Origin of the sequence: Metamycoplasma hyosynoviae, assembly GCF_004365165.1 — a bacterium.
Taxonomy (GTDB): domain Bacteria; phylum Bacillota_I; class Bacilli_A; order Mycoplasmatales; family Metamycoplasmataceae; genus Metamycoplasma; species Metamycoplasma hyosynoviae.
Map to the genome: position 1 here is coordinate 1 of NZ_SOCH01000008.1, position 25,864 is coordinate 25,864.

Consider the following 25,864-nt stretch of genomic DNA (forward strand, 5'->3'; position numbering starts at 1 on the left):
AAAGAAAAAGCTGAACTTGATAAATTAGGTCAAATTTCACTTAACGAAAAAGATAGAATTAACGACAAAGTTAAAATTGAATTTTTAAACTTTAATAGAAATATTAAACTAGCTTCTGAAGTTGCAACTAAAGATGAAAACGGAAAATTTAAGTATTTCAACATTTATCTAAAACAAGATAATAATGATGTGTTTCAATATGAAATTGTAAATATCAATGTAAAAACCGATGATGAAAAATCGACGGCAATTTTTTCATATCAAATAAAAGTTAAATCAATAGATGATGATAAATTCACATCAAATGTTTTAGAAGTAAAATTTGATGATTTTGCTAAAACTTCAACTCAATTGACACAATATTTGAACGGACTTACATTTTCTTATGAAAATGCATCTTCAGTATTTCCCCAAGATGCCATTCAAACAAAAGTCATAGCTAAAAATGGTGGTTCTAATATACCTTCGAACTATGAATTAATCTTTACTGAATTTAAAACCGAAGGTGAATATCCTAAGAAAATTGATGCTACAGTTAAATTAAGAGATAATTCAAATAACATCATCTCTAATACTAGAACTATTGAAATAACAGGTTTTAAAAATTATTTAACACCAGAAGAATTAAATACTTATATAAATCAAATCGAACTTGATGTAGATAATAAAAATTCCGTTTTTATTTCAGATATAAATAGCCATTCACAAATTACAAAATCTAACTTTGAGGACAATAAATACGAAATTGATTTAGATACATTTCTTATTGAAAAATTAAGTGATTTAGTATCAATAAAAGTTCACTTTAGAATTAAAGAAAAAGATGGCAAATCAGGAATTTATTCTAAGCAAGCATCAAAAACTATTACTGGGTTTAAAATGTCACAAGAATTAATTGAAGACTTAGCACAAAAAGTTAAATTTGATGTAACTGAAAAATCAAGTAAAATGGCTTATGAATTTTGAGATAAATTTGATAGTATTGATACAAAAATAATTGACCCACGTATTGATTTTGCAGATACACCTTCAGTTAAACAAACCGATGCTGATAAAGTAACTATTACTTATAAAGTAAAAGATATAAGTGACAACAGATTATCCAAAATATATACTAAAGTTATTGATGGATTTAAAACTTCCGAACAAAATGAATTTGCATATTCATACGAAATAATTGACTATAAAGGTAATAAAGCCGCTTATCTTAACGCAAGAAAGGACTTAAATAGTTTTATAGTTCCTGCTAAAATAGGTAATTACAAAGTAGTGAAAGTTGGCACTCTATTTACAAATGTTTTAAGAACTCCCGAAACAACAATTTATGGTGTTGTTTTAGAGGAGGGTATTGTCGAAGTCAACAATTTAGTTATTAATACTGAAGATCGAAAATATGCCCAAATAGCTGCTATTAGCTTACCTAAAACGATTAAAAAAATCACAAATTTAATTTCTGGTGTTTCAACTCACTTTGCGAATTTAAAAATGTATGACAATGTTGAAGAAATTAATGGCCTATTCAATGAATATGAAAATAAAATCAAGACAGGAGAACTGTATCAATTACAACTTCAAGGAGATAGTGAACCAATTTATACATTTTGATTCCAAACAAGAACCTATTTTAAAGAATTTTTTAATGAAGAAACATCTGATTCGGGAAGAAGAGGGCATGGTTCATTTAAATTACAATTACAACAATCTGGGGAAACACCAAAATTAAAAGTAAATGCAACATATAAAGAAAATTATACATTCTTAGAATCTCAAGATAGCAAAACACTTTACAAAGTATTTACAAATAAAGAAGCAAATGTTGATAAATTTGACACACAATTAGGATATGAAATTATTGCAAAAAGTGCATTTTCATATTTAGATGTTAAGGAATTTAATTTTTGAGCGCCAAATATAAATATGCAAAAATTTAATTGATTTTTATTTGAAAAATTACCAAAATTAAAAAAGATAGAATTTAAAGGTATTTATATGGAAAACTTAAATTTGAATTGAGTTTTTGATGGATTGGAATTAGATGAATTAATATTACCTGATTTTAAAGACGATAATGGAGCGAATATATTAAAACGTACTAATAGTGGTTATTTAAATGCTTCAACTAAAAAAATTAAGTTACCAAAAAATGTTAAAGATATTTATAAATTTATGAATTCATTTTCAAAAGTTGAAAATTTAACTGAACTTACCAAATTAGAAAACATAAGATTTAGAGCTTTTGAAAGCGGTTGAACTTCTGAAGCGAGAACTTTGGACTTTAGAAATTCACCATTAAAACGTATTGAGTATATGGCATTTTGAAGAAATTTTGAAAATATAACATTATATTTACCTAAAGGTATTAATTATATGGATAAATTTATTATGTTTATTTCTGAAAAAAACAATAATTATAATCATATGGGTTCAGAAGACGAAAATCTACATAGTCAAGTTATATTAGATGGATTTAAAAATTGTAAAATAATTATCAATGAATCTAAGAGACCAGGCAATTGAAACAAATATTTTATGGGACAATATTCATCCCCAAGTGAAAACGCTACTGGTAAACCTGGAGAACTTGAAATTCAATGAAATGGATAATTTTATTTTTACAAGAAGTAAAATTTGATAAATTAGGCAAATCATATCCAACAAAAAAGATAGATTTAAAGGTAAAGTTAAAATCAAATTTTAAACTCTAGTCAGAATACAAAAAAATAAAATCATATTTTGAACTAATTAAAAAAAACAAAAAAACATAAAAAAGCACTTATATAAAGCACTTTTCTTGCTTATTGCTGTTTTTAATAAGTGTTTTTTTTTTTTTTTTTTTTCATTTTCACAATAAAATTGTGAAAGTTTAACTCAATATTCGCATAAAAATATCTAAAATAAACTAATTAATTTTCTTCAAAATTCATATTCTATATTACCTAGAAAGCAAATATGCAAAATTCAAAACCAAAAGAAATAAAACTGCAATATACAAAAAGAAAAGTTTTAACTTGATCAATTGTTGGACTTTCTGCTTCTACAACTTTATTAATTGCAACTACATCAGTAGTCTTTTCAAAACAAAGAAAAACTTCATATCTTGACAAAGTTTTGCAATCAATTAAAATTGATGTAAAAGATAAAGAATTTAAGACAAAAGATGACATTAAAAGCATTGCTGATTTTTCAACATTTGGCTTAAATGAAAATTTATATGAATTAATTGTTGATGGAGAAGAAGGTAAAGTTAATAAACAACCACTTGATAGTAATAAACCTTATACTACTTTTCGCACAAAGTTTGCACTTCGTAATAAATATACCAAAGCACAATCAAATTTTATAAATTTTGAATTTAGAGATTTAAAACCCCCAAAAGAAAAACCCGAATTAAATATTTTAGGTAAAGAAAAAGTTGTAGTTAAATTTTCTGATGATTTTAAACGTGAACTTAATTTAGCTTCTAAAACACTTGAAAAAGAAAATGGCAAATATAAGCACTTTGAAGTTTTTTTAAAAGATAACAATAATGATGATCTTAAATATGAAATTGTAAACATTAAAGCCATTGCTGATGATAAAAAATCAAAAGCTATTATTTCATATCAATTAAAAGTTAAATCGATTGATGATGAAAAATATACATCAGATGTTTTAGAAATTAAATTTTATGATTTTGCTAAAAATTCAGAGCAATTAACCGAATATTTAAAAACAGTTGAATTTTCTTATCAAAATGCAGAAACAACTTATATTGATAATGCAGTTCAAACTAAAGTTGTGGCTAAAAAAAACGGAAACATTATACCTTCAAATTATGAACTTAGATTTGATGAATTCACACCAGAAGGCAAAGAATATCCTAAAAAAATGCTTGCAAAAGTAAGAATTTGAGATAAGAAGAATAATTTTATTTCAGGATCAAGAGATATTGTAATTGAAGGATTTAAAAACTATTTATCACCAGATGACTTGAACAAATACATTGATACAATTCAATTTGATGTTGAAAATAAAGATATTAAAACTATTTATGATGTAACTAGTTATACACAACTTTCTAAAATTAATTTTGATGAAAATAAATATGAAGTGATTTTCGACAATTTTGGTATTGAAAAACAATATGATTTAACATCTATAAATGTTTGTTTTAGAATTAGAGAAAAAAATGGCAAACCCGATGTTTCTTCGAAGATTAGAACTATTCAAATCGATGGTTTTAAAATACCAAAACAACTTTTAGATCGATGAGCTAATGAAATAAAATTAGATGTTAATGATAAAGATCAAAAAATGGCTTATGACTTATGGGATAAATTTGAACAAATTAATATTAGAGAAAATTTAAATGATAAATTTGAATTTTCACCAAATGTAAAAGTTAAACAAACTGATGTTGATGAATTAACAGTAACTTTTCAAATTCAAGATAAAAAAGATGCAGATGTTAAATCAGATACAAAAGAAATTAAAATTAATGGCTTTAAAACAAATACTATTAATTCAGATAAATTTGGCTACGATTTATATGAGCATAATGGTCATCAAGTAGCATGTTTAAATAAAAGAAAAATTGAACATGTTTTTTTGGTTCCAAGCATAGTTGATTCTTATAAAGTAATTAAAGCTACAAATTTATATAATTGCGAAAATTTTACGAGACATTATGCTGTTTTTGTTGATGAAGGAATTGAAGAAGTGGAAAATCTAATTTATACATGTCCATCTGCAACTTCAGATTTAATTGCAGTACATTTGCCACTAACTTTGAGAGTTGCTAAAAATGTAATTATAGGACCTACAAAAAGATTACTATATTTTGGTTTACCAAAATATGTTCAACATGTAGAAGGACTTTGATGAACCAATGCAACAGAAAAATACAGAGGGCTTTTAAATTTTTATTATTATTTTGGCACAGAATATTTTAAAAAACTATATCCAAATTTAACAACAGCATTTTATCCAAGTTTTAAAAATTGAGAAATGGCTTTTAGAATTGAATTGTATAAACAACCAAATTATGAAGATTTACTTAAAAAAGGTTATTATGAACTTTCTAGAGTTTATTATGATGGTTTTCAAGGCATAGATCGTATTTATATGAAATACCATAACTTTTTAATAATGAAAAATGATTCAAATAAATGAACTCTTATTAAAGTAATGCAATTTGTACATACCCCATCAAGTCAACCAATATATGAAATACCAGATGAAATTGCAAAAAAAGTTTATGAAATTAAACCAGGAGCATTTAATGGATTAGAACTTCAAAAACTTACAATAAAATTTGACCACATATCAAACTTTGAGAATATGTTTTCTTCTGCAAATGAGATAAAAGAAGTTGATTTGAGTAAGATGAATAAATTAAAGCATATTAATAATTTAGCTCCAAGTATAAATAGCATTAAAAAACTTACCCTTCCTCATTATATGGGTGAAGAAATTAATTTTAGTTTCCGTGGATGAAAAAATTTAGAAGAAATAGTATTACCAACTACTGTTAAAAGAATAAAAAGCTCTATGTTTTATGAATGTGATAATCTTAAAAAAATAAATTTAGAAGAACTTACTGAACTTGAAGAAATTGTTAATGAAAATGATGATGGTAGTTCATTTCCTAAATTGTCCCATTTCTTAGAATCTAAAAAAATAGAAAAAATTGACCTTTCAAAAACTAAATTGAAAAAACTATCAGGAGCAGCTTTTCCTTATTTGGAAAAAGTAAGCGAAATTATTCTTCCTAGCAGTTTAGAAAAATTAGGTGCTTTCTTTACATATCGAGCTTATACGACCAATGATCCTGTTTGGGAAAATAATCTAATTGGTTTTAAAGATAAAAAATTAACTATCAGAATAAAAGGTCTTAGCCAAAAACCAGCGGGATGACATAATAAATGAATAGGGCAATATTGAACGCCAGAGCAACCAAACGGTACTGATGAAAGTAAAGTCAAAATTTATTGACAACAATAAAATATAAAAAATAAATTACTTTTTCTATACGACTATATTTCTTGAAAAAGTGCAATTATATAAAAAATTAGAATTTATATAATCAAACCACAAAGCGTTACGCTCAAAATTTGAAACTAACAAACATCCAATAAAATAAAGTGATTTGGATGTTTGTTTTTAGTTTATAAAACTAAAATAAAAAAAAGACCACAAGACACTGCACTTCTTGATGTGGCTGCTATATCTCTATCCTGACCAGGTTACAAGGTTGCTGTTCTTATGGCAAAATAATTATATTAAATATTGATTATTTATTTCTATATTTATGGTAAAATACATTTGCAATATACAAAGACAGTAACTGCAAAAATGCTTAATTTGTTACCGAGTATGCGTGTTTCTTGTTTTTTATTGCAAATAATATTTATAGGAGGCAAAATGAGCATTCTTAGAGATGCAAAAACTTTAGTAGTTAAAGAAATTGCCGAACATCTAAAAGAATCTAAAGCATTAGTAGTTGTAAATTGTCAAACTTTGACAGTTCCTCAACTTCAACAAATTCGTCAAGAACTTGCAGAATCTAATGTTTTATTCAAGATGTACAAAAATAGACTTGTAAAAATAGCTGCTAAAAGTCTCAAATTCGATGAATTAAATGAATATTTAATTGGTCAAAATATATTCGTATTTGCCAAAGGCGATGATTTAGTTGCTCTAAAAATTCTTTCAAAATTCCAAAAAGAATATAAAGCAATTAAATATGTAGCTGGAATTTATGAAAATAAAGTTGTAGATGCTAAAGCATTAGAAGAAATTTCAAAACTTCCATCATACGAAGAATCACTTATGATTTTGGGCAATTCATTGCTTACTCCAATTAGAAACTTAGCAATTGGTTTAAATATGTTGCTAGAAGATGGCAAAATCAAAGCTGAATAAATAAAAATAATTTAAATTAACTAAATAAATAAAACAAACAAAAACCAAACAAACTCAATTAAAACTCACAAAATTAAGGAGAAAAAAATGGCAAAATTAACTAAAGCAGATTTTATCGCTGCATTAAAAGAAATGAACATTAAAGAAGTTATGGAACTTGTTAATGGATTAAAAGAAGAATTTGGAATTGACCCTACTGCAGTAGTAGCAGCATCAGCAGCTCCAGCAGCTCCAGTTGAAGAAAAATCTTCATTCAACATTACATTAAAATCAGACGGTGGAAACAAATTAGCAGTTATTAAAGCTGTTAAAGACTTACTAGGTCTTGGATTAATGGATGCTAAGAAATTAGTTGAATCAGCACCAGCTGTATTAAAAGAAAATGTAAAGAAAGAAGAAGCTGAAGCTATTAAAGCAAAATTAGTTGAATTAAAAGCTGAAGTTACACTTGACTAATAAGTAATTTTATATAGGCTTATAAAAGCCTGTTTTTCTATTTTTATACGCATGCACACATACGTGCATATTATCAAAAAATTAAAATTTTTTGAAAAAAATAATGAGGTTATAAATGGCAAAAGAAAAAGAATATGTAGTAAGAAAATTTGGTCCGATAACCGAAAGACGTGATTATTCAATTTCACAAAAGAAATTTGAAACACCTGACTTTCTTGAAATGCAAAGACAATCAATTGAAAAGTTTCTAAAAGAAAGTATTGAACAAGAACTTAGAAATATTTACCCAATTGAAGCTCGTGACAAAGTTAGAATTGACTACATTCATAATAGTGCAGTTTTTGAAGTTCCTAAAAAAACTGAATTTGAATGTATCAAAGAAGCAAAACAAAAAGGTTCAAGCTACGTTGGAAAATTAAAAGTAACATTGCGTGAAACCATATTAAGTACAGGAGAAACTGATGATGCTGAAATCATTTTAGCAGAAATTCCTATCCTGACTTATGGTGGTTCTTTCATCATCAATGGATCTGAAAAAGTTATTGTTTCACAACTTATTAGATCAACTGGTGCTTATTTCGGAGTAGGTGTTAGAAATAAACAAGCAAACGACCTTTTCAACAAAGTTGAGATCATTCCACAAATTGGTTCATGAGTTGAAATTTACCACAAAGTAACATCAACTAACCTTGATACTATCAAGATTATGATTGACAAAAATAAATCATTTTATTTAACCATATTCTTGAAAGCATTAGGCTTTACCAAAAGAGGAATTTATGAAATTTTTGGTAAAGTTCCTGAACTACGCGAAACTTTCAGAAGAGATAAAATTTACAGCGAAAACGTTGAAGAAATCATCCGTGAAGCACAAGAAGCCATCTATCGTTTAATCAGAAAAGGCGATAGAATGTCAGCAGATAGTGTTCGTAATTTAATCCCGCTAACTTTATTTAACGAAAAACGTTACAACCTAACTGAAACCGGAAGATTTACTTTAAATCGAAAATTAAGTGTTATCGAAAGAATTTTAAACACATATTTAGCACAAGATATTTACTCAAAATCAGGTAAACTACTTTATGAAAAAGGCATATTCATAACACTTGATATCGCTAAAAAAATTCATGAAGAATTAAAACTTGGAATTATTCCGATGTGAAGACTTCCTGATATTGACGAAGGTGTTTATGGTAATCAACTAGAAGTTGAAGGAAATGAAAAATTAATTGATAGATTATATGTTCCTTTAATTAAAGTTTATCCTACTGAAAATGATATGTTGAACAACAATTTGGTTCCGGTTATTGGAAACGACCCTACATCAGATGAAAACTTTTTAACAGTTCCTGACATTATTGCAACAATATCATACTATTTCAACTTACTTCAAAACGTAGGTTTTGATGATGACCCTGATTCACTTATCAACAAAAGAATTGTGACCATCGGTGAACTTTTACAAAACCAATTTAGAGTTGGATTAATCAAACTTGAAAAGAACACTAAAGAAAGAATTGCAACAAAAGAAATAGATAAAATTACACCTAAAAATGTAACTAACAACAAACCTATTTTCAACCAATTCAAATCTTTCTTTAATACATCAAAACTTTCACAATTTATGGATCAATGTAATCCATTGGCTGAAATTTCAAACAAAAGAAGAATAACTTCACTTGGACCTCGTGGTCTTAACCGTGACACTGCACAATTTGAAGTACGTGACGTCCATCCAACGCACTACGGTAGAATTTGTCCTATTGAAACTCCTGAAGGACCTAACATTGGACTTATTCTAAATTTAGCTTCATTTGCAAAAATTGATAAATATGGTTTTATTCAAACCCCTTACTTTAAAGTTAAAGACAGAAAAATTGATTTTTCTGAACCTAAATATTTAACTGCTATTGAAGAAATGGGTGCTATTATTGCTCAATCTACCGTCAGAATTAAAAACAATATGATTATTGATGAATATGTTATGGCTAGAAAAGATAGTGAATTTATTGAAGTAGAAGCTTCAAAAGTTGATTATATTGGGGTTTCTAACCGTCAAATGACATCAATTGCTGCATCTGCTATTCCATTCTTGGAAAATGACGATGCTAACCGGGCATTGATGGGATCAAACATGCAACGTCAAGCAGTTCCTATCATTAAGCCTGAAGCTCCATTAGTAGCTACTGGAGTTGAAGCTGATATTGCAAGATATTCATCTACTAACCTTCGTTCTACAATAGATGGAACAGTAACATATATTGATGCTGATAAAATTGAAATTACACCTGATGATTTTGCAGAAACTTCTACAAAATCAACCAAAAAATCAAAAAGACCAGAAGTATTTTATTTAAGAACATTTGAGCGTTCAAACCAAGGTACTTTAATTCATCAAATTCCGTTAGTTAAACTTGGACAAAAGATTCAAAAAGGTGATCTTCTAGTAGATGGTCCTTCTATGAAAGATGGTGAACTTGCACTTGGTAAAAACGTATTAGTAGGTTTTTCAACCTGACATGGATACAACTATGAAGATGCTGTTATTCTTTCAGAAAAACTTGTTAAAGATGATGTTTATACTTCAATTCATATTGAAGAACAAACCATTCAATTCAGACATTCAAAGGCAGGAGAAGATTATTTAACTGCTGATATTCCTAACGCATCAAACTTTTCGAAAAGATTTTTGAATGACCAAGGAATTGTTAGAGTTGGATCTGAAGTTATAGCAGGAGATATTTTAGTTGGAAGAACTAGCCCTAAAGGTGAAGAAAACCCAACACCTGAAGAAAAACTAATGGCCGCTATATTTAGTCAAAAATCATCGCAAAGAAAAGATACTTCACTTAAAGTTAAACATGGACACAATGGTACTGTTGTTGCAGTTGAAGTTCTTTCGCGTGAATTTGGTGACCAACTAGAAGATGGAATTGAAAAAATAGTAAAAGTTTCTATTGCTCAAAAACGTAAAATCCAAGTTGGAGACAAAATGGCAGGACGGCACGGAAACAAAGGTGTTGTTTCAGTAGTTCTACCAGTAGAAGATATGCCTTATTTAGAAGATGGCACTCCACTTGACATTGTTTTAAACCCACAAGGTGTTCCTTCTCGGATGAACATTGGTCAAGTCTTGGAATTACACTTAGGTCTTGCTGCTAAAAAATTAGGTGTAAAATTTGTTACTCCTGTATTTGATGGAATTACCCACAACCAAATTAAAGACATTTTGCAAGAAGCAAAAATTGATCCAAGTGGTAAATCTGTAGTATACAACGGTCAAACTGGTGAAAAATTAGATGCTCCAATTTCTGTTGGTATTATGTACTATCTAAAACTTTACCACATGGTTGATGACAAAATGCACTCACGTTCAGTCGGACCATATTCTCTTATCACTCAACAACCACTTGGAGGTAAAAGCCAAAACGGTGGTCAAAGATTTGGTGAAATGGAAACTTGAGCTATTGAATCATATGGTGCTTCAAATGTATTACAAGAACTTCTAACTTATAAATCAGACAACATTATGGGTAGAAATCAACTATATAATGCACTTTCAAAAGGAACAAAACTACCAAAACCAGGTATGCCCGAATCATTCAACGTTTTAGCTTATGAACTTCGTGGATTAGGTATTAAATTAGAAGCTCATGAAAAATCTGGAACTGGTGATGACGCTGATGATAGTGAAGCAAATAGAATTGATACTAAATACTACCAAGAAATTGAAGGAGGAGCAGAATAATGAAAAAATCAAGAAAATATGCACTATTAGATAGTGACAAAATTTCAAAAATTTCACTAGCTTTAGCTACTCCTGAAGATGTTGAAAAATGATCACACGGTGAAGTTACAAAACCAGAAACCATAAACTATAAATCATATAAACCTGAACGTGGTGGACTATTTGATGAAATCATTTTTGGTCCTATGATTGACTATCGTTGTCCTGTTTGTGGTCATAAATGAAAGAAAATCAATGAAGGTTCATTCTGTACAAAAACAGAATTATGTAAACAAGAACACGTTGAAATCCTGCCAAAAATTTCCCGTCGTAATCATATGGGGCATATTAAATTAAATAGTCCTGTTGTTCACTTTTGATTTTTCAAAGTAGATCACTCTATTATTTACAAACTTTTAGGTTTAAAAGTTGCAAATAATGAAGAGCCTGTTAAAAGAATCGATTTAGAAAACCTGATTTACTATAAATCACACATCGTTTTAGAATCAGGTGGTCTAAAATCACTTCCTAAAAATACTATTATTGATATTAATGAAGCTGCAAATATTTATAAATCAGCTTTAGAAGAATTAATTCAAAGATTTGAAAAAGGCACAGAAGAATATGAAGATATTCGTGAAACTCTTGATGATCTTGTAGAAAAAGCTACTTCAAAAATTGGTCAAGATTATGGTATTGACTTTTATGAACTAAATATGGTTATTGAACATTACACCGAAGCTAAAATTGGAACTGGTTCACTTGCTATTGAATATTTACTAAAAAATATTGATTTAAAGCACGAAAAAGAACTTGTAATGCAAGAAATCAAACAAATCAATATTGATGAAGTTGAAGGACGTTGATCAACTACTTCTAAACAAAACCGTGAAAAATTATACAAACGTTTACAAGTATTAAATGCCTTCATTGAATCTGGCCAAAAGCCAACCAGTATGTTGATTTATAACCTTCCTGTAATTCCTGCTGATTTACGTCCATTAATTCAACTTGATGGAGGAAGACATTCTTCAAGTGATATTAATGAACTTTACCGTCGGGTAATTATTAGAAATAACCGTCTAAAACAATGACAAGAAAAAGATGCTCCTACTTTGGTTGTTCAAAACGAACTTCGGATGATTCAAGAAGCAGTTGATGCTTTAATTGATAACCAAAGAAGAACACCAAGCCCAGTACTTTCTAAAGACAATCGTCCATTTAAATCTATAAGTGACGCATTAACTGGCAAAAAAGGTAGATTTAGACAAAACCTACTTGGTAAACGTGTGGATTATTCTGGTCGTTCGGTTATTGTAGTTGGCCCTGAACTAAAAATGCACCAATGTGGTATCCCACGTGAAATGGCTGCTAAATTATTTGAACCTTGAATAGTCGAAAGTCTAATTGACAATGGTGAGGCTACAACTGTAAAACAAGCTAAGAAAATGATTGAAGACCAAAATTCAGTTATTTGACCTTATGTAGCTAAAGCTATTGAAGGAAGACTAGTTCTATTAAACCGTGCACCTACATTGCACCGTTTGTCAATTCAGGCTTTTGAACCTGTTTTAGTTCGTGGCAAAGCTATTAAATTGCATCCATTAGTATGTACTCCATTTAACGCTGACTTCGATGGTGACCAAATGGCTGTTCACGTACCAGTTTCAGAACAAGCACTTCTAGAAGCACGTGAACTTATGCTTGCAAACAAAAACATTCTAGGTCCTAAAGATGGCGAACCTATCATCAACCCTTCACAAGATATGGTTTTAGGTATCTACTATCTAACCATCGAAGAAGAAGGTGCTTTGGGTGAAGGTAGAATATTTGACAGTTTTGACCATATGATGAGAGTGTATGCCGAAAGAAAAGTATCACTTCACGCTCGTGTTGCTCTTCCTTTATCAGAAGTAAAGGATGCAAAACTATTCAATATACCTGTTTCTAAACGTGAATACATAATTTCAACTGTTGGTAAATTTATTTTCAACAATATCTTCCCTAGAACATTTTCATTCATTTATGATAACAATGTTGCTAAATATACAACGTTGGAACAATACAACCAATCAATGTATAAATACATTGTTCCATCAGGTACAAACATTTTAGAATACATTAAACGTAATTTAACAATTCTACCTGCTTTTAATAAGAAAAATATTGCTCGCATCATAAGACATATTTTTGATAAATATGTTGCCACAGTTTCTCTTCAAAAAGTAGCATCAGTTATTGCTAAAATTAATGAAATTAGCTCAGATGATATTATTCTAGAATACTTGTCATTAACTAACTATGAAGATAAAAAGATTAATAAAGAACATGCTATTTTATTAAATGCCTTCACTCATGAAGAAATGAAAAAGAATGCACTTTATAGTCAAGCAAAATCTTCTTCAACAGCACTTCACACCTATTCACCTGAACAAAAGGCTAACATTTTAGATAGAGTTTGATTTAGATATACAAACATTGTTGCTTCTATATTAGATGATATTAAAGACCTAGGTTTTGAATATTCTACTATTTCAGGTATTTCAATTTCATTTTCAGATATTCTTGAAACAAATATGAAATCAAAATACATCAAAGAAGGTGATGATTACATCAGCCAATTAAGAGAATATTACAACCAAGGTATGATTACAGATGATGATCGTTATAAACTAACTATCGAAAAATGATCCAATGTTAAAAATAACATTCAAAAAGAACTTGAACAAATTATTAAAGAAAATCCACAAAACCCAGTTATCACAATGATTAACTCAGGTGCGCGGGGAAATATTTCTAACTATGTTCAACTAGCTGGTATGCGGGGGTTAATGGCTAACAACATTAAAACCACAAAAGCCGATGCTAGAAACGATAGGATTGTTCGTTCAACTGTTGAAATGCCTGTTAAATCTTCATTTATTGAAGGACTTACTGCTTTTGAATTCTACTCATCTACCCACGGTGCTAGAAAAGGTCTAACAGATACTGCTCTTAACACTGCTAAATCTGGATATTTAACCCGTAGATTAGTCGATGTTGCTCAAAACATAGTTGTTCGTGAAGAAAACTGTGGATCTGATTATGGTTACATTGCTCGTACTATTGTTGACACTAAAACAAATCAAGTAATTGTAGGATTGAAAGAAAGAATTGTTGGTCGTTTTGCTAATAAACCTATTTTCAAACAAGATGGAAGTACATTAATCGTTCCAAGAAATGGGCTAATTACCGAAAAAATTGCTGACATTATCCTTCAAGAAGGATATACTGAAATTGAAATTAGATCAATTTTAGGCTGCAACACAAGAAATGGTGTATGTAAATTGTGTTTTGGTAACGATCTTGCAACCAATAGAATAGTTAACATTGGTGAAGCTGTTGGTATTATTGCAGCTCAATCAATCGGTGAACCTGGTACTCAACTAACAATGCGTACCTTCCATACTGGTGGGGTTGCTGGTGGAGAAGATATTACTGGTGGGTTTGCTCGGCTAATTGAATTAATTGATGCCCACGAACAACCATGAGGTCGTCCTGCAGTAATTTCACCTTACGAAGGTAAAATTGTAAAAATCGAAGAAAACACTGAAAACAAAAACATTGTTAGCCACATAGTTTATATTGAACATAAACTAAGTGATGGTGAAATTGAAATTACTCCTATTGAAGTAACTTCAAACAAAAAACTTAGAGTTAGTGAAGGTTCTAGTGTTCGTATTGGTCAAAAACTTTCAGAAGGGCCTATAATTCTAAAAGAATTATTAGAACTAACAGATACCATCACTGTCCAAAATTATCTTCTAAAAGAAATCCAAAAGATTTATCGTATCCAAGGTATTGCAATTAGCGATAAATATATTGAAATCATTATTCGTCAAATGATGTCAAAAATCGTTATTTCCAACCCGGGTGATTCTAAATTCTTTGCTGGTGCTATTGTAGATATTTTCGACTACCAAGAAGAAAATGCTAACCTACTAGCTGAAGGTAAAAAACCAGCTTATGGAACTGTAGTAATCAAAGGTGCTAAACAAGTACCACTTCTATCAGATTCATTCCTTTCAGCTGCTTCTTACCAAGAAACTTCTAAGATATTAGTTCATGCTGCTATTTCTTCAAGAAGCGACAAATTACTTGGTCTAAAAGAAAATATTATCATTGGTAAGAAAATCCCAGCCGGAACATCACTGTTCCCATTTGAAGAAAATTCTAAATATGACATTCGTCCATCTATTAATTACTTCCGTAGTCCAGAAGAAGATGAAGAAATGACATTCGATAGCTTCGCACCATTAGATCTAGAAGAAATCAGAAATGAAGTTGATTCAGAAACTGAATCTATGGTATCAGTAGAAGATGAAGAAAACCAAGAAGAATTTATCTTCGATGAAGAAGCAGAAGATGATGACGCACAAAATGCAGATTACGAATAATTCTAAATCTAAGTATTAAAATTCATTTTAATAATCAAATATCAGGTAAAAAACTTGCCTGATATTTTTTTTAGACAAGTTTTATAGGAACTTAAATTTCATTTTCATAGTAATTATTTCGTTTAACTATGTATTCTGACATTTTTCTTTTTAATTTTTCTTTAGGTATTATAGAATAATATTTATTTATCCTATTTTTTAGTTCACCATTAATTTTATTTTCTTTTAGTATCTGACATTCACCATTTTTATTATAAGTAAATCTATTTTTATCAAAACATTTATGAACTTCTGATGACATATTTAAAAGATTATTTTCATCTTTTATTTCATTTAATAATTTTGCAATTTTTTCATCTTCTTCATAAGACTTATTGTATTCATACAACCTTTTAATTATTTCATCTTTAATACCAGCAACTGGATAAATATGACATCTATCACTATCAACATTTTCACCTAGCTCAAAAACAACAATTTCATTTTTAATGTTTCGTCTATAAGAATCAATTATTTTTTCAACTTCATTTATTTTATAAATGACTTCTTTTATATATGTTTTAACTTTATTGATTCTTTTATCATAATAGGTTACTCTTTTTTTATATTCTTCTATATTTTTATCGATATGTGAAGTAATTTTAAGCATTTCTTTAAGTTGCTTGATTTTCAAAATACTTTGAATAAATTCATTTATTTCAGTAGATTCAATTTCAAAATTATTAGTGTTAAATTCATTATCTTGTTTAATTGTAATTAAATCTAAGAACATTAACATATTGTATTTATATTCTTTAAGATTTTCATCATCAGTTTCCATAATGATTTCTGCAACTTTAGGATTTTTAAATGAACCAGCTGGATTATTGCCTTTTATTAAAGAAATAACATTTTTCAATGTTCCGCTATATTTATCTTTAAATCATTTATTTGCCCTTTCAAGCTGGTTTTTATCAAGTTCTTTATAATCATTTTCATTTATATTTTTTCTAATTTGTGGTTCTTTGCTCAAAACATCATTAAAAAAATCACATTTTTTTCTTCAATTTGAATTATTGCTATTTTTTCAACTTGCTGTGGTTTTTAAATCTACTATAAGTGAATCAAACCAAATTTCTTTTTTATAGATAACACCTTCATTATAATAAATGGTGATTTTACCCTTGCATTTAGAACCATCTTCTTTACTATCAAAATTTTTGCTTTTAAAATTAAATGTGCAACTATATAACAACTCTTTAGAAAAATCCATTTTCTATCAACTCCTCAAATATTTTTTCTAAAACTTCAACTGATATTGAATTACCGCAAGTAAATATCATTTTTTCTTCACTTATGATGTCCTGTTCTTTTATGATGTGTGCATATTTTTTAGAAAAACCCATATATTCATAAGCTTCATAATAACTAATGAGCCTTATTTCTTTATTACTTTCATAATAAAACTTCAAGCGACTATTAGCACCTGACGCAGTCAATGTTGGTCCTATACCTTTTGGAAGATAGATATAAGTTTCAGAATTAAAATTAGAATAATTTAATAGTCTTGCCTTAGTTATTGAATTTTTGGTAGTTATAAAATCTGACTTTTCATATTTGTTTAAATTTAAAAGTACCAACTTTTTTGAATAATTTTCATCTAATATATCTTCTAGCTTTTTAAAATGTGTAGTTTTATTTTCAAAATTGAATTTTTTACCATTAGCATTGAAAATAGAGATCATAAAAATACGTTCTCTATTTTGAGAACTTCCATAGTCTTGTGAATTTAAAACCTTGTAATAACTTGTATAACCCAATTTATTTAAAGTTTCAATTCAACTATTTAAATCATTAATAAATTTTTTTGAAGTTAATGCTTTAACATTTTCTAGTAAAAGTATTTTTGGAAGTCTATCTTTATTTAAAAGTAAAATTCTTTCAATTTCGTATAGCAAACCACTTCTAGTGGTTTTGGTTATACCTTTTTGCAGACCTTGTTGCGAAATATCTTGACATGGAAACGAATAAGTTAAGATGTCAATATTTTTTGGCAACTCGTTTATTTCATGAATGTCGCTATGACTCTCTCTCTCTCTCTCTCTCTCTCTCTCTCTCGCCATACATTTTATGGAAATAATCATTATTTAAGTAAGCATAAAGATAAGGAAAAATCTTAGATAACTTAGTTGGATTTAATTTTTTAAAATAATTTGAAGAAACTAGTTTCTTACTATCATTACTAAACTTATATTTTGAAAGAATTTCAATTTGCTTTTCATTTGAAATTTCATCTTCTAGCTTTAATGTTCCGTAGTGAATTATCATATATGAAATAATTGCATCAATATAAAAATCACACGAACCCAAACTTACTGCTTTAAAATTAAATTTAGATTCTAGATTTTTCAATGCTAAATACTGAGACCCTAATCCAGCAAACATTTCATAAATAGTTATAAATTTCATAAAAAACATTATAACGTCTTTGATATTTAAATTTATAATGAAGTGATTTAAAAAAAATATAAGTTATGAAGTAGATTACTAATCTCCTAATTTCTAATGTAAATACTTACTTATTTTCATTAAATTCTTTTAAAAACTACACTTACAAAACCTAATAACTAATCCATAGGATTAGTAAAATAATATTAAGCTTAATTTTTTAGTTTAAAATTTATACAAGTAAGTAAAAAGGTTTGTATGTATCGTAAAGTAAAATTTTATGAAAATTATAAAAATGGAAAAATCATAAGTGAAAAGCACTTTGAAATTAATTCCAAAGAACTTTATAAAAAACCTTTTACTAGTAGAACTTTAAACACTTTATTTAACTTTTTAGAAAATAAAGAATTTGAATTTGAACGAAAACTTTTAGACATATTAAGTGAAAATAAAAATTCACATTATTTAAAAAAACTTTTTGAAATTATTAAATCAAATGATTTTGTTATTGAAAATAATAAAATCAAACGTGTAGAAAAATATCGTTCAGTTGATATTAAACTCTTCAAAAAAATTAAAATCTTAGAACAATTTATGACGGAAATTGAAGAAGACCCTAATTTTTCTGATGAAGAAGTAGCAGAAAAAATAAATGAATTTTATTCCGAAATAAAAGAAGTAAAAACTTTCTACAATCTTAAAATCAATAAAAAATCTGCGCTTTATAAATATTTAAAAAATCATTTTAAGAAACTTTCAACCAAACCTCTTGAATTTCCAATTTTTTTGTTTCCTTTTGATTTGGCTCAAAAAAATGTGATTGAAAATATATTTACTTCTGAGCTTAATTTTATTCAAATCAAAAACGATGAATATTCATCTAATAAGCAAAATTTTATTGCAAATATATTAGCAAATATATTTACTCAAGATAAAACATCAGTACTATTTACTGACAATCAAGAATTTGCTAAATCAATAAAAGAAAAGTTTTCTGACTATAAACATAGTGTACTTCTACTTTCGCAAAAAATTGATAAACTAGAATATAACAATCAAGCAAAAAAAGAAAACTCTTTCAAAACTCATATGAGCAATTTAAGAGAAACTTTTTACATCAACAATATTTTGAATAAATATTATGATTTTTATTCGACTAATGAACCTTATGAAAAATTAAGCGAATTACATAATTCTTATTTCAAATGTTTTACTTCGGAAAAAGATATTAAAACTTCTGAAATAGATTCAATAACCCAAGAAATAGAACTTTCATCTAATGAAATATTTTCTTATAAGTTATGCAAGTTTTATGAATCAATTAATCCGAAACTTGATTCAAAAACTTGAATCAATGAAAATTTTTCAAATTTAAAATTAATAAATGGAAATTATGATTATTCTAATTCAATTAATTTAACTAGCAATAATTTTCCTTTTGTTATTTTAAATTCAAATGTTTTTAATTCAAGCGAATTTTGAGAAAATGAAGTTCAAGAAGACTTTCTATTTGATTATCTGCTTTTGGATATATCAACTCTACTAAATGCAAAAATATCAACTTTAACTTCACTTAATATAGCCAAAAACATTATTTTATTTTCAGATCAAAACTCTTATATTGATAGCAATGATTTTGAATGAGCCACTAGCAAAATTGAAATGTTATTTGCAAGTTTCTTCAAATTAAAAAACGCTTCTGTTTTTGACTTACGCAAAAATATTTAAAATTCTTCATCTTATTTTTAAATTCACAACAACAAATAGCTTTTTAAATAGTTTCTAATTTCGCTTAATTTAAAGGCAAATAATGTAAAATGGATAAATAATATTTGAAAACATATGGCAAAAATAGTAAAGAATAATTTAGGATATAGCGGTGAATTATTTGTCTATCAAGACAAAGATATGTTTAATTATTCGGTAGATACTATTTTGCTTGGCAATTTTGTTTCAATTAATCGACGTGTTTCTAATATTTTAGAAGTCGGAACTAATAATGCTGCCCTTTCAATTTTTATTGCTGCTAGAAGCAAACGCATAAAAATTGATGCTATAGAAATTCAAGAAAAAGCAGTGCAACTTGCGCAAAAAAATGTTGAACTTAACAATATGCAAGAGCAAATTAATGTAATTTGCGCTGATTTTAGAAAATACTATAAAGATTACGCTTATTTATGTGGCAATAAAAAAGCTAAAAAATATTCTCTTATTGTTGCAAATCCACCATATTATAATGAAAATTTCAATATTAAAAGAACATCAAGTACAGAAGAGCAAAAACTAGCCACTCATGAAATTAATTTAAATCTAGATGAACTAGTTTCAGGAGCAAGCAAAATTATTGAACAAAAAGGTTATTTAACAATTGTTTTACCAATAGCTCGCTACAATGATTTAATATGCACACTAAGAAAATATAATTTTGAACCCAAACGCGTTCAGCTTGTATATCCACGTGTAAATGATTTACCTAAATTTTGTTTAGTAGAAAGTCGTTTTAATTCAGGTTGTGGAACTTCATATTTAAAAAATTTATATTTGCATTATAATGATATGAACTCACATGAATATACTGAAGAAATCAAGAAACTTTATTCGCCTATAAAGGAAAAATAATGCCTAAAAAAGCCAAAACATTTTATATTTCAACTCCAATTTACTATCCTTCAGGACCACTTCATATAGGTCATGTTTTAACCACAACACTTGCATGAGTTTATGCTAATTATAAAAAACAAGAAGGATATGAAACTTTTTTTGTAACAGGTATTGATGAACACGGGCAAAAAATTCAAAAAAAAGCCCTTGCTTTAAATTTGCATCCACAAGAATATGTTGATCGTGAATGTAAACGTTTCAGAGATTTGTGAATACTTCTTGGCATTGATTATGATTTCTTTTCTAGAACAACAAATACTTTACACCAAGAAACTATTAAAAAAGTATTTAATAAAATGCTTGAAAAAGGCTATATTTACAAAGGTAATTACGAAGGGCTTTATTCAGTAGAAGATGAAGAATTTTTTACTAAATCTCAAGCCATAAAAAAAGATGGTAAATATTACCATCCTGTATCAGGACATTTACTTCAAGAAATTCAAGAAGAAAGTTATTTCTTCAAAATGTCAATGTTTTCCGATTGAATCTTGCAATATTTTAAAAATAATCCTGAATTTATTACCAATGAAGTAATTACTAATGAACTTATTAATAACTTTTTAAAACAAGGATTGGAAGATTTATCTATTACTCGAATTACTTTTGATTGGGGGATAAAACTTGATACTAATGATAAAGCTAAACACATTGTTTATGTTTGATTAGACGCTTTATTTAATTATTTAACTGCGTTAAATTATTTAGAAGAAAATGATTCTAATTACCAAAAATTCTGAGTTAACGGAAATGAAAGATGTCACATTTTAGGTAAAGAAATTAGTCGTTTTCATAGTATTTATTGACCTATATTTTTAAAATCATTAGATTTAAATTTGCCTACTACAGAAATAGTACATTCATGAATTGTTACTCCAACTGGTAAAATGTCTAAATCAAAAGGAAATGTTATAGATCCTCTTGCTTTAATTCAAGAATATGGTGCTGAGCAAGTTAAATACTTTTTTGCCTCACAAGTTAATATCAATAGTGATTACACATTTTCACAAGAAACATTTGTTAATGTGTTGAACGCTGATTTAGCAAATAATTTTGGTAATTTAGTTAATCGTGTAATCAAAATGATCAATCAATCATTTCCTCAAGGTTGTAAATACGATGCTAAGTCTCTAGAAGAAATTGACAAAGAAATTTATGAAAAAATTAACATAAGAGTATCAGAATTTCAAAAATATATGGACGTATTTCAGTCTGATAAAGCCTTAAAAACTGCTATCAAATTTTCAAGCGAATTAAATGAATACATTGATAAAACCTTGCCTTGAACTTTAAAAAACAATTTGCCTAGATTAAACACAGTTCTTATGACATTATTAAATGGCATATATGCAGTCGCATATATGCTTAATATAGTTATTCCTAATAAAATGCAAATAGTAGCAACTACATTAAAACAAAAATCTATTAATAAAAAAGATTTGAATAACTACAAAAAATTCGATGGCATATGTCCTTGAAGTGAACAAGTGCTATTTACAAGAATTTTAAAATAAGAGAAATTATGAAATTTATAGATGAAGTATTTATAACAGTTTATGCAGGAAATGGTGGAAATGGCATCATCAGTTTTAGACGTGAAGCACACGTTGATAAAGGCGGACCTGATGGAGGCGATGGTGGAAATGGTGGGAACATCATTTTTCAAGGTGATAAAGGTATGAACACCTTGCTTTCTTTTCACTATCAAAATAAATATAAAGCTCAATCAGGTGAAAATGGAAAACCCAAAAATGCTTATGGAGCTAATGCAGAAGATTTAGTGGTTAAAGTACCATTAGGTACTTCAGTTTTCCATAATGGTAAATTAATAGCAGATGTTATAACTGAAGATAAATATTTAATTGCTCGTGGTGGAATTGGTGGGAAAGGGAATAACAAATTCAAATCTTCTAAAAATACAGCCCCTAGAATTTGCGAAAATGGGACATTGGGTGAAATTAAAGATTTGAAGTTAAGTCTTAAAGTTCTAGCTGATGTAGGACTTGTAGGCAAACCTAGTGCAGGTAAATCAACACTGCTTTCCAAAATATCAAATGCAAAACCTAAAATTGCTGATTATGATTTTACTACCTTAGTTCCTCAACTTGGAATTGTTAAATATTATGAAAATTCTTATGTAGTAGCTGATTTACCCGGTCTTATAGAGGATGCTTCCAAAGGAAAAGGGCTGGGAATAAGATTTTTAAAACATATTGAAAGATGTAAAATCATAGCTCATATTATAGATTTTGGTTCTGATATAAAAGACCCTATTAATGATTTCGAAATCATTAATAATGAATTAAAGCGATATAATCTAAGATTGGAAAACTTGCCACAAATTGTTATTGCTAATAAAGCAGATTTACCTAGTTTTAATAAAAACTTAAAAGCATTTAAAGAAAAATATCCAAAGCAAAAAATTATAAAATGTTCAGCTTTAACTGAACAAAATATTGACAAAGTTATTGAAGAAATTTATAAACTATTTGCAAAAGTAAACAAGAACTTAAAAAATATTCAAAAAGAAAATAATGAAACTGAAGTAATAACAATAACTTTGGATAAAGATGAACTAAAAATCACAAAACTTGATGATAAGCACTTTGAAATAATTTCTAATAAAGTTTATGATGTATATCGTAAAATCCCCTTAATTTCTATTGATAATTTATGAAGACTGAATGCTAAGTTGGAAAATATGGGGATATTTGCTATGCTTCGTGAAAAAGGCATTAAAAAAGGCGATTTTGTCAAAATCTTGGATTATGAATTTGAATGAAAAGATGATTTTTAATTTAATAATCACATCTTTTAATGAAATGAATGTTTAAAAGACAAGTTTTGTTAGAAAATGGTTATGTAAAACTAGTTGCAAGCAACCTGCAAAATTATCATTTTTTACAATTTTTGTTATATTAATAATTTTTATATATAATTATAAAGCGTTAAGCGATATTTTATAAATTTGATTAATAGGAGAAGTAGCTCAGCTTGGTAGAGCGCTTGGTTTGGGACCAAGTGGTCGCAGGTTCGAATCCTGTCTTCTTCACCATTTGGGGGGGTAGCTCACCTGGCTAGAGCGCCTGCCTTGCACGCAGGAGGTAGAGGGTTCGAGTCCCTTCCTCTCCACCATTTGGCACTGTAGCTCAGTTGGTTAGAGCATCCGGTTCATACCCGGAAGGTCAAGAGTTCGACTCTCTTCGGTGCTACCATGTGAATTTATAAAACTCAACAGAGTTAGAATATTGGACCCATAGCTCAGTTGGTTAGAGCAACCGGCTCATAACCGGTCGGTCACAGGTTCGAGTCCTGTTGGGTCCACCATGGGCAATTACCCAAGCCTGGCTGAAGGGAGCAGTCTTGAAAACTGCCAGGGGCTTCACGGCCCGCGGGGGTTCGAATCCCTCATTGCCCGCCATATATAGCGGAGTAGAGCAGGTGGTAGCTCGTTGGGCTCATAACCCAAAGGTCATTGGTTCAAATCCAATCTCCGCAACCACGGTCCAGTGGTAAAGTGGTTTAATACGCCTCCCTGTCACGGAGGAGATCGCGGGTTCAATTCCCGTCTGGACCGCCATTAGGCTCTGTAGCTCAGTTGGTAGAGCAACGGACTGAAGCTCCGTGTGTCGCTGGTTCGATTCCTGCCGGAGCCACCATTTCAAGAAATTGTCAAACACCATTAGGTGTTTTTTTATTTTTGGAATAGATAAAAAATTACGAATTATCATAAAAAACTCTTACTTTAAACATAATTTTTGTTTAAAGCTTATTTCTATAGGCGTTTTTTTTTTTTTTTGTTTTGCAATAAAATTCACTCGAATTTTTACGTAAAATACAAGGAGAAAAAAATGGCTGAGAAAAAGTTTCTATTAAGAGAAACTATCCATCCACAAACAAAGCAAACTGTTTATTTAATCTCTGAAGTTGGAGTGCAAGCAAAACCGGTAGTCTTGCCAAACTTACTAGAATCATTAAAACAATTTGTTATGCAAAACACAAAAGAACCACAAACAATGTTATATTTTTATTTTCAAAATAAAGTTTGTGGGATTTTAGACGTTTTAAAATCAAAACAACTTTTAGACAAATTAGTAGCTTTAAAAGTTGATATTAAAACCATAAATATTGAATTTTTGTTGAAAAACAAACTTTTAGAAATTCATGCAGGCAAAACTGAAGAAATTAAACAAGTTTCAACAGCCGCTGCTAGTCAAACACTTGACGATTTGGCTTCGAAAGTAAAAATTGAATTACTTGCTAAAACCAAAAAAGCTAAAGATATTCAAAAAACCGACGTTAAAGGAACTTTGGAAAACTTTAACGGAAAAATTGTGATAGAAAACACATTAGAAAATGGTAGTGATGTTGATGTTTATTATTTTCTAGAACAAGATAAAACTAAATCACAAATTTTCATCAAAACTATTGGCGGCATTGGTACACCAACCCAATATTATTCAGAAGCAATTTTGGCAAGTTCTAAGATTTCTGAAATTTTAAAAAATACTGGTTTTGAAGCTACTGAATCAATTAAGATTTCAACTATTAGATACAAAATGCCAAAATGAATATTTGCAGTTATTGGCGTTATTTCAGGTTTGTTTTTAATTAACTTAATTTTTCTAATCTTATCATTTGCAAAAATCTTGTAATTTAAGGAAACTAAATGAAAGAGCAAGAACAGAAACAACAAATTAAAAAAGAAGAGTTACCTAAACAAGTTAAACAAGAAACTAAAGTAGAAGAAAAATTACAACCAAATCAAGATAAGGTTAAAACTCAAAATCCAAAGAATAAAGTTATTATTTGATCAGCTGCGGGAGCGGCAATTACAGCACTTTCTTCAATAGTAACATTTACCACGGTTTTTTCAAACCAAAGAAAAGTCTCTTTTCTTGATAAAGTTTTACAGTCTTTAAAAATTGATGTCAAAGATAAAGAAATCAAAACCAAAGACGACATTAAAACCATTGCAGATTTTGTTGCTAGCGGATTAAACAATAAACTTTATGAGTTAATTGTCGAAACTGAAGAAAATGAAGTTAATAAACAACCACTTGATAAAGACAAACCTTATACTACCTTCCGTACGAAATTTGCCATTCGCAACAAATTTACAAAAGCACAATCAAATTATCAAAGTTTTGAATTTAGAGATATAAAACCTCCGAAAGAAAAAGCTGAACTTGATAAATTAGGTCAAATTTCACTTAACGAAAAAGATAGAATTAACGACAAAGTTAAAATTGAATTT

15 protein-coding genes, 8 tRNA genes and 1 other RNA gene are annotated in these 25,864 nt (G+C 28.5%); 20 read left to right on the plus strand and 4 right to left on the minus strand.

Going from position 1 to position 25,864, the window contains the following annotated elements:
* Both JN03_RS09965 and JN03_RS09970 read left to right on the plus strand, forming a co-directional pair.
* A partial coding sequence (locus tag JN03_RS09965) for a hypothetical protein (protein ID WP_166666773.1) occupies positions 1–2,604 on the plus strand: 2,604 nt, incomplete at its 5' end.
* Between the two features lie 345 nt (positions 2,605–2,949).
* Complete coding sequence (locus JN03_RS09970) at positions 2,950–5,982, plus strand: leucine-rich repeat protein (RefSeq protein WP_134076745.1); 3,033 nt, start codon at positions 2,950–2,952, stop codon at positions 5,980–5,982.
* 183 nt (positions 5,983–6,165) lie between these two features.
* Here JN03_RS09970 and ffs read toward each other — a convergent pair.
* Positions 6,166–6,250, minus strand: an RNA gene (gene ffs, locus JN03_RS03340) — signal recognition particle sRNA small type.
* A 152-nt stretch (positions 6,251–6,402) separates the two neighbouring features.
* On the opposite strand from ffs, the gene rplJ reads away from it, so the two are divergent.
* From rplJ to rpoC, 4 genes are all read left to right on the plus strand, one after another.
* Positions 6,403–6,903, plus strand: a complete 501-nt coding sequence (gene rplJ, locus JN03_RS03345; RefSeq protein WP_036441151.1) for a 50S ribosomal protein L10 — start codon at positions 6,403–6,405, stop codon at positions 6,901–6,903.
* A gap of 87 nt (positions 6,904–6,990) precedes the next feature.
* Positions 6,991–7,359 carry a 50S ribosomal protein L7/L12 gene (gene rplL / locus JN03_RS03350; protein ID WP_036441149.1) on the plus strand — a complete coding sequence of 123 codons (369 nt, stop codon included), beginning with the start codon at positions 6,991–6,993 and terminating at the stop codon, positions 7,357–7,359.
* Positions 7,360–7,474: 115 nt separating this feature from the next.
* Complete coding sequence (gene rpoB, locus JN03_RS09975) at positions 7,475–11,107, plus strand: DNA-directed RNA polymerase subunit beta (protein ID WP_134076746.1); 3,633 nt, start codon at positions 7,475–7,477, stop codon at positions 11,105–11,107.
* Positions 11,107–15,522 (plus strand): DNA-directed RNA polymerase subunit beta', encoded by a 4,416-nt coding sequence (gene rpoC, locus JN03_RS09980; protein WP_134076747.1) that lies wholly within the window; start codon positions 11,107–11,109, stop codon positions 15,520–15,522. Before rpoB ends, rpoC begins: the two co-directional genes overlap by 1 nt.
* Positions 15,523–15,613: 91 nt before the next feature.
* Here the strand turns inward: rpoC and JN03_RS03365 are convergent, their stop codons facing one another.
* Genes JN03_RS03365 through dcm_N form a run of 3 tightly spaced genes read right to left on the minus strand, consistent with a single transcriptional unit; the run spans position 15,614 to position 17,970 of the window.
* Positions 15,614–16,774: an MAG4270 family putative restriction endonuclease gene (locus JN03_RS03365; protein ID WP_134076748.1), complete on the minus strand. Its 1,161-nt coding sequence runs from the start codon at positions 16,772–16,774 to the stop codon at positions 15,614–15,616.
* Entirely contained in the window at positions 16,761–17,624 is an 864-nt protein-coding gene (dcm, locus tag JN03_RS03370) for a DNA (cytosine-5-)-methyltransferase (RefSeq protein WP_134076749.1), read from the minus strand. Before dcm ends, JN03_RS03365 begins: the two co-directional genes overlap by 14 nt.
* Positions 17,581–17,970 (minus strand): DNA (cytosine-5-)-methyltransferase N-terminal subunit, encoded by a 390-nt coding sequence (gene dcm_N / locus JN03_RS08015; protein WP_134076750.1) that lies wholly within the window; start codon positions 17,968–17,970, stop codon positions 17,581–17,583. Before dcm_N ends, dcm begins: the two co-directional genes overlap by 44 nt.
* A gap of 237 nt (positions 17,971–18,207) precedes the next feature.
* Here dcm_N and JN03_RS03380 point away from each other — a divergent pair, with 237 nt between their 5' ends.
* The 14 genes from JN03_RS03380 to JN03_RS09990 form a co-directional block, all read left to right on the plus strand.
* On the plus strand, positions 18,208–19,677 hold the full coding sequence (locus tag JN03_RS03380) for a hypothetical protein (RefSeq protein ID WP_134076751.1): 1,470 nt from the start codon (positions 18,208–18,210) through the stop codon (positions 19,675–19,677).
* A gap of 114 nt (positions 19,678–19,791) precedes the next feature.
* Positions 19,792–20,568: a tRNA1(Val) (adenine(37)-N6)-methyltransferase gene (locus JN03_RS03385; RefSeq protein ID WP_134076752.1), complete on the plus strand. Its 777-nt coding sequence runs from the start codon at positions 19,792–19,794 to the stop codon at positions 20,566–20,568.
* Entirely contained in the window at positions 20,568–22,121 is a 1,554-nt protein-coding gene (gene metG / locus JN03_RS09985; RefSeq protein ID WP_134076753.1) for a methionine--tRNA ligase, read from the plus strand. Before JN03_RS03385 ends, metG begins: the two co-directional genes overlap by 1 nt.
* A gap of 8 nt (positions 22,122–22,129) precedes the next feature.
* Positions 22,130–23,404 carry a GTPase ObgE gene (gene obgE, locus JN03_RS03395; protein ID WP_036443544.1) on the plus strand — a complete coding sequence of 425 codons (1,275 nt, stop codon included), beginning with the start codon at positions 22,130–22,132 and terminating at the stop codon, positions 23,402–23,404.
* A gap of 181 nt (positions 23,405–23,585) precedes the next feature.
* Positions 23,586–23,662 (plus strand) — tRNA-Pro (locus JN03_RS03400).
* 3 nt (positions 23,663–23,665) lie between these two features.
* Positions 23,666–23,742: transfer RNA gene (locus JN03_RS03405), tRNA-Ala, on the plus strand.
* A 3-nt stretch (positions 23,743–23,745) separates the two neighbouring features.
* A tRNA-Met gene (locus tag JN03_RS03410) sits at positions 23,746–23,822 on the plus strand.
* Between the two features lie 35 nt (positions 23,823–23,857).
* Positions 23,858–23,934: transfer RNA gene (locus tag JN03_RS03415), tRNA-Ile, on the plus strand.
* A 1-nt stretch (position 23,935) separates the two neighbouring features.
* Positions 23,936–24,028, plus strand: a tRNA-Ser gene (locus tag JN03_RS03420).
* Between the two features lie 5 nt (positions 24,029–24,033).
* Positions 24,034–24,109, plus strand: a tRNA-Met gene (locus JN03_RS03425).
* A gap of 1 nt (position 24,110) precedes the next feature.
* Positions 24,111–24,187: transfer RNA gene (locus JN03_RS03430), tRNA-Asp, on the plus strand.
* Between the two features lie 3 nt (positions 24,188–24,190).
* Positions 24,191–24,266: transfer RNA gene (locus JN03_RS03435), tRNA-Phe, on the plus strand.
* A 192-nt stretch (positions 24,267–24,458) separates the two neighbouring features.
* Positions 24,459–25,262, plus strand: a complete 804-nt coding sequence (locus JN03_RS03440) for a hypothetical protein (protein ID WP_134076754.1) — start codon at positions 24,459–24,461, stop codon at positions 25,260–25,262.
* A gap of 14 nt (positions 25,263–25,276) precedes the next feature.
* Positions 25,277–25,864: hypothetical protein (locus tag JN03_RS09990; RefSeq protein WP_134076755.1), on the plus strand; the 588-nt coding region annotated here is incomplete at its 3' end.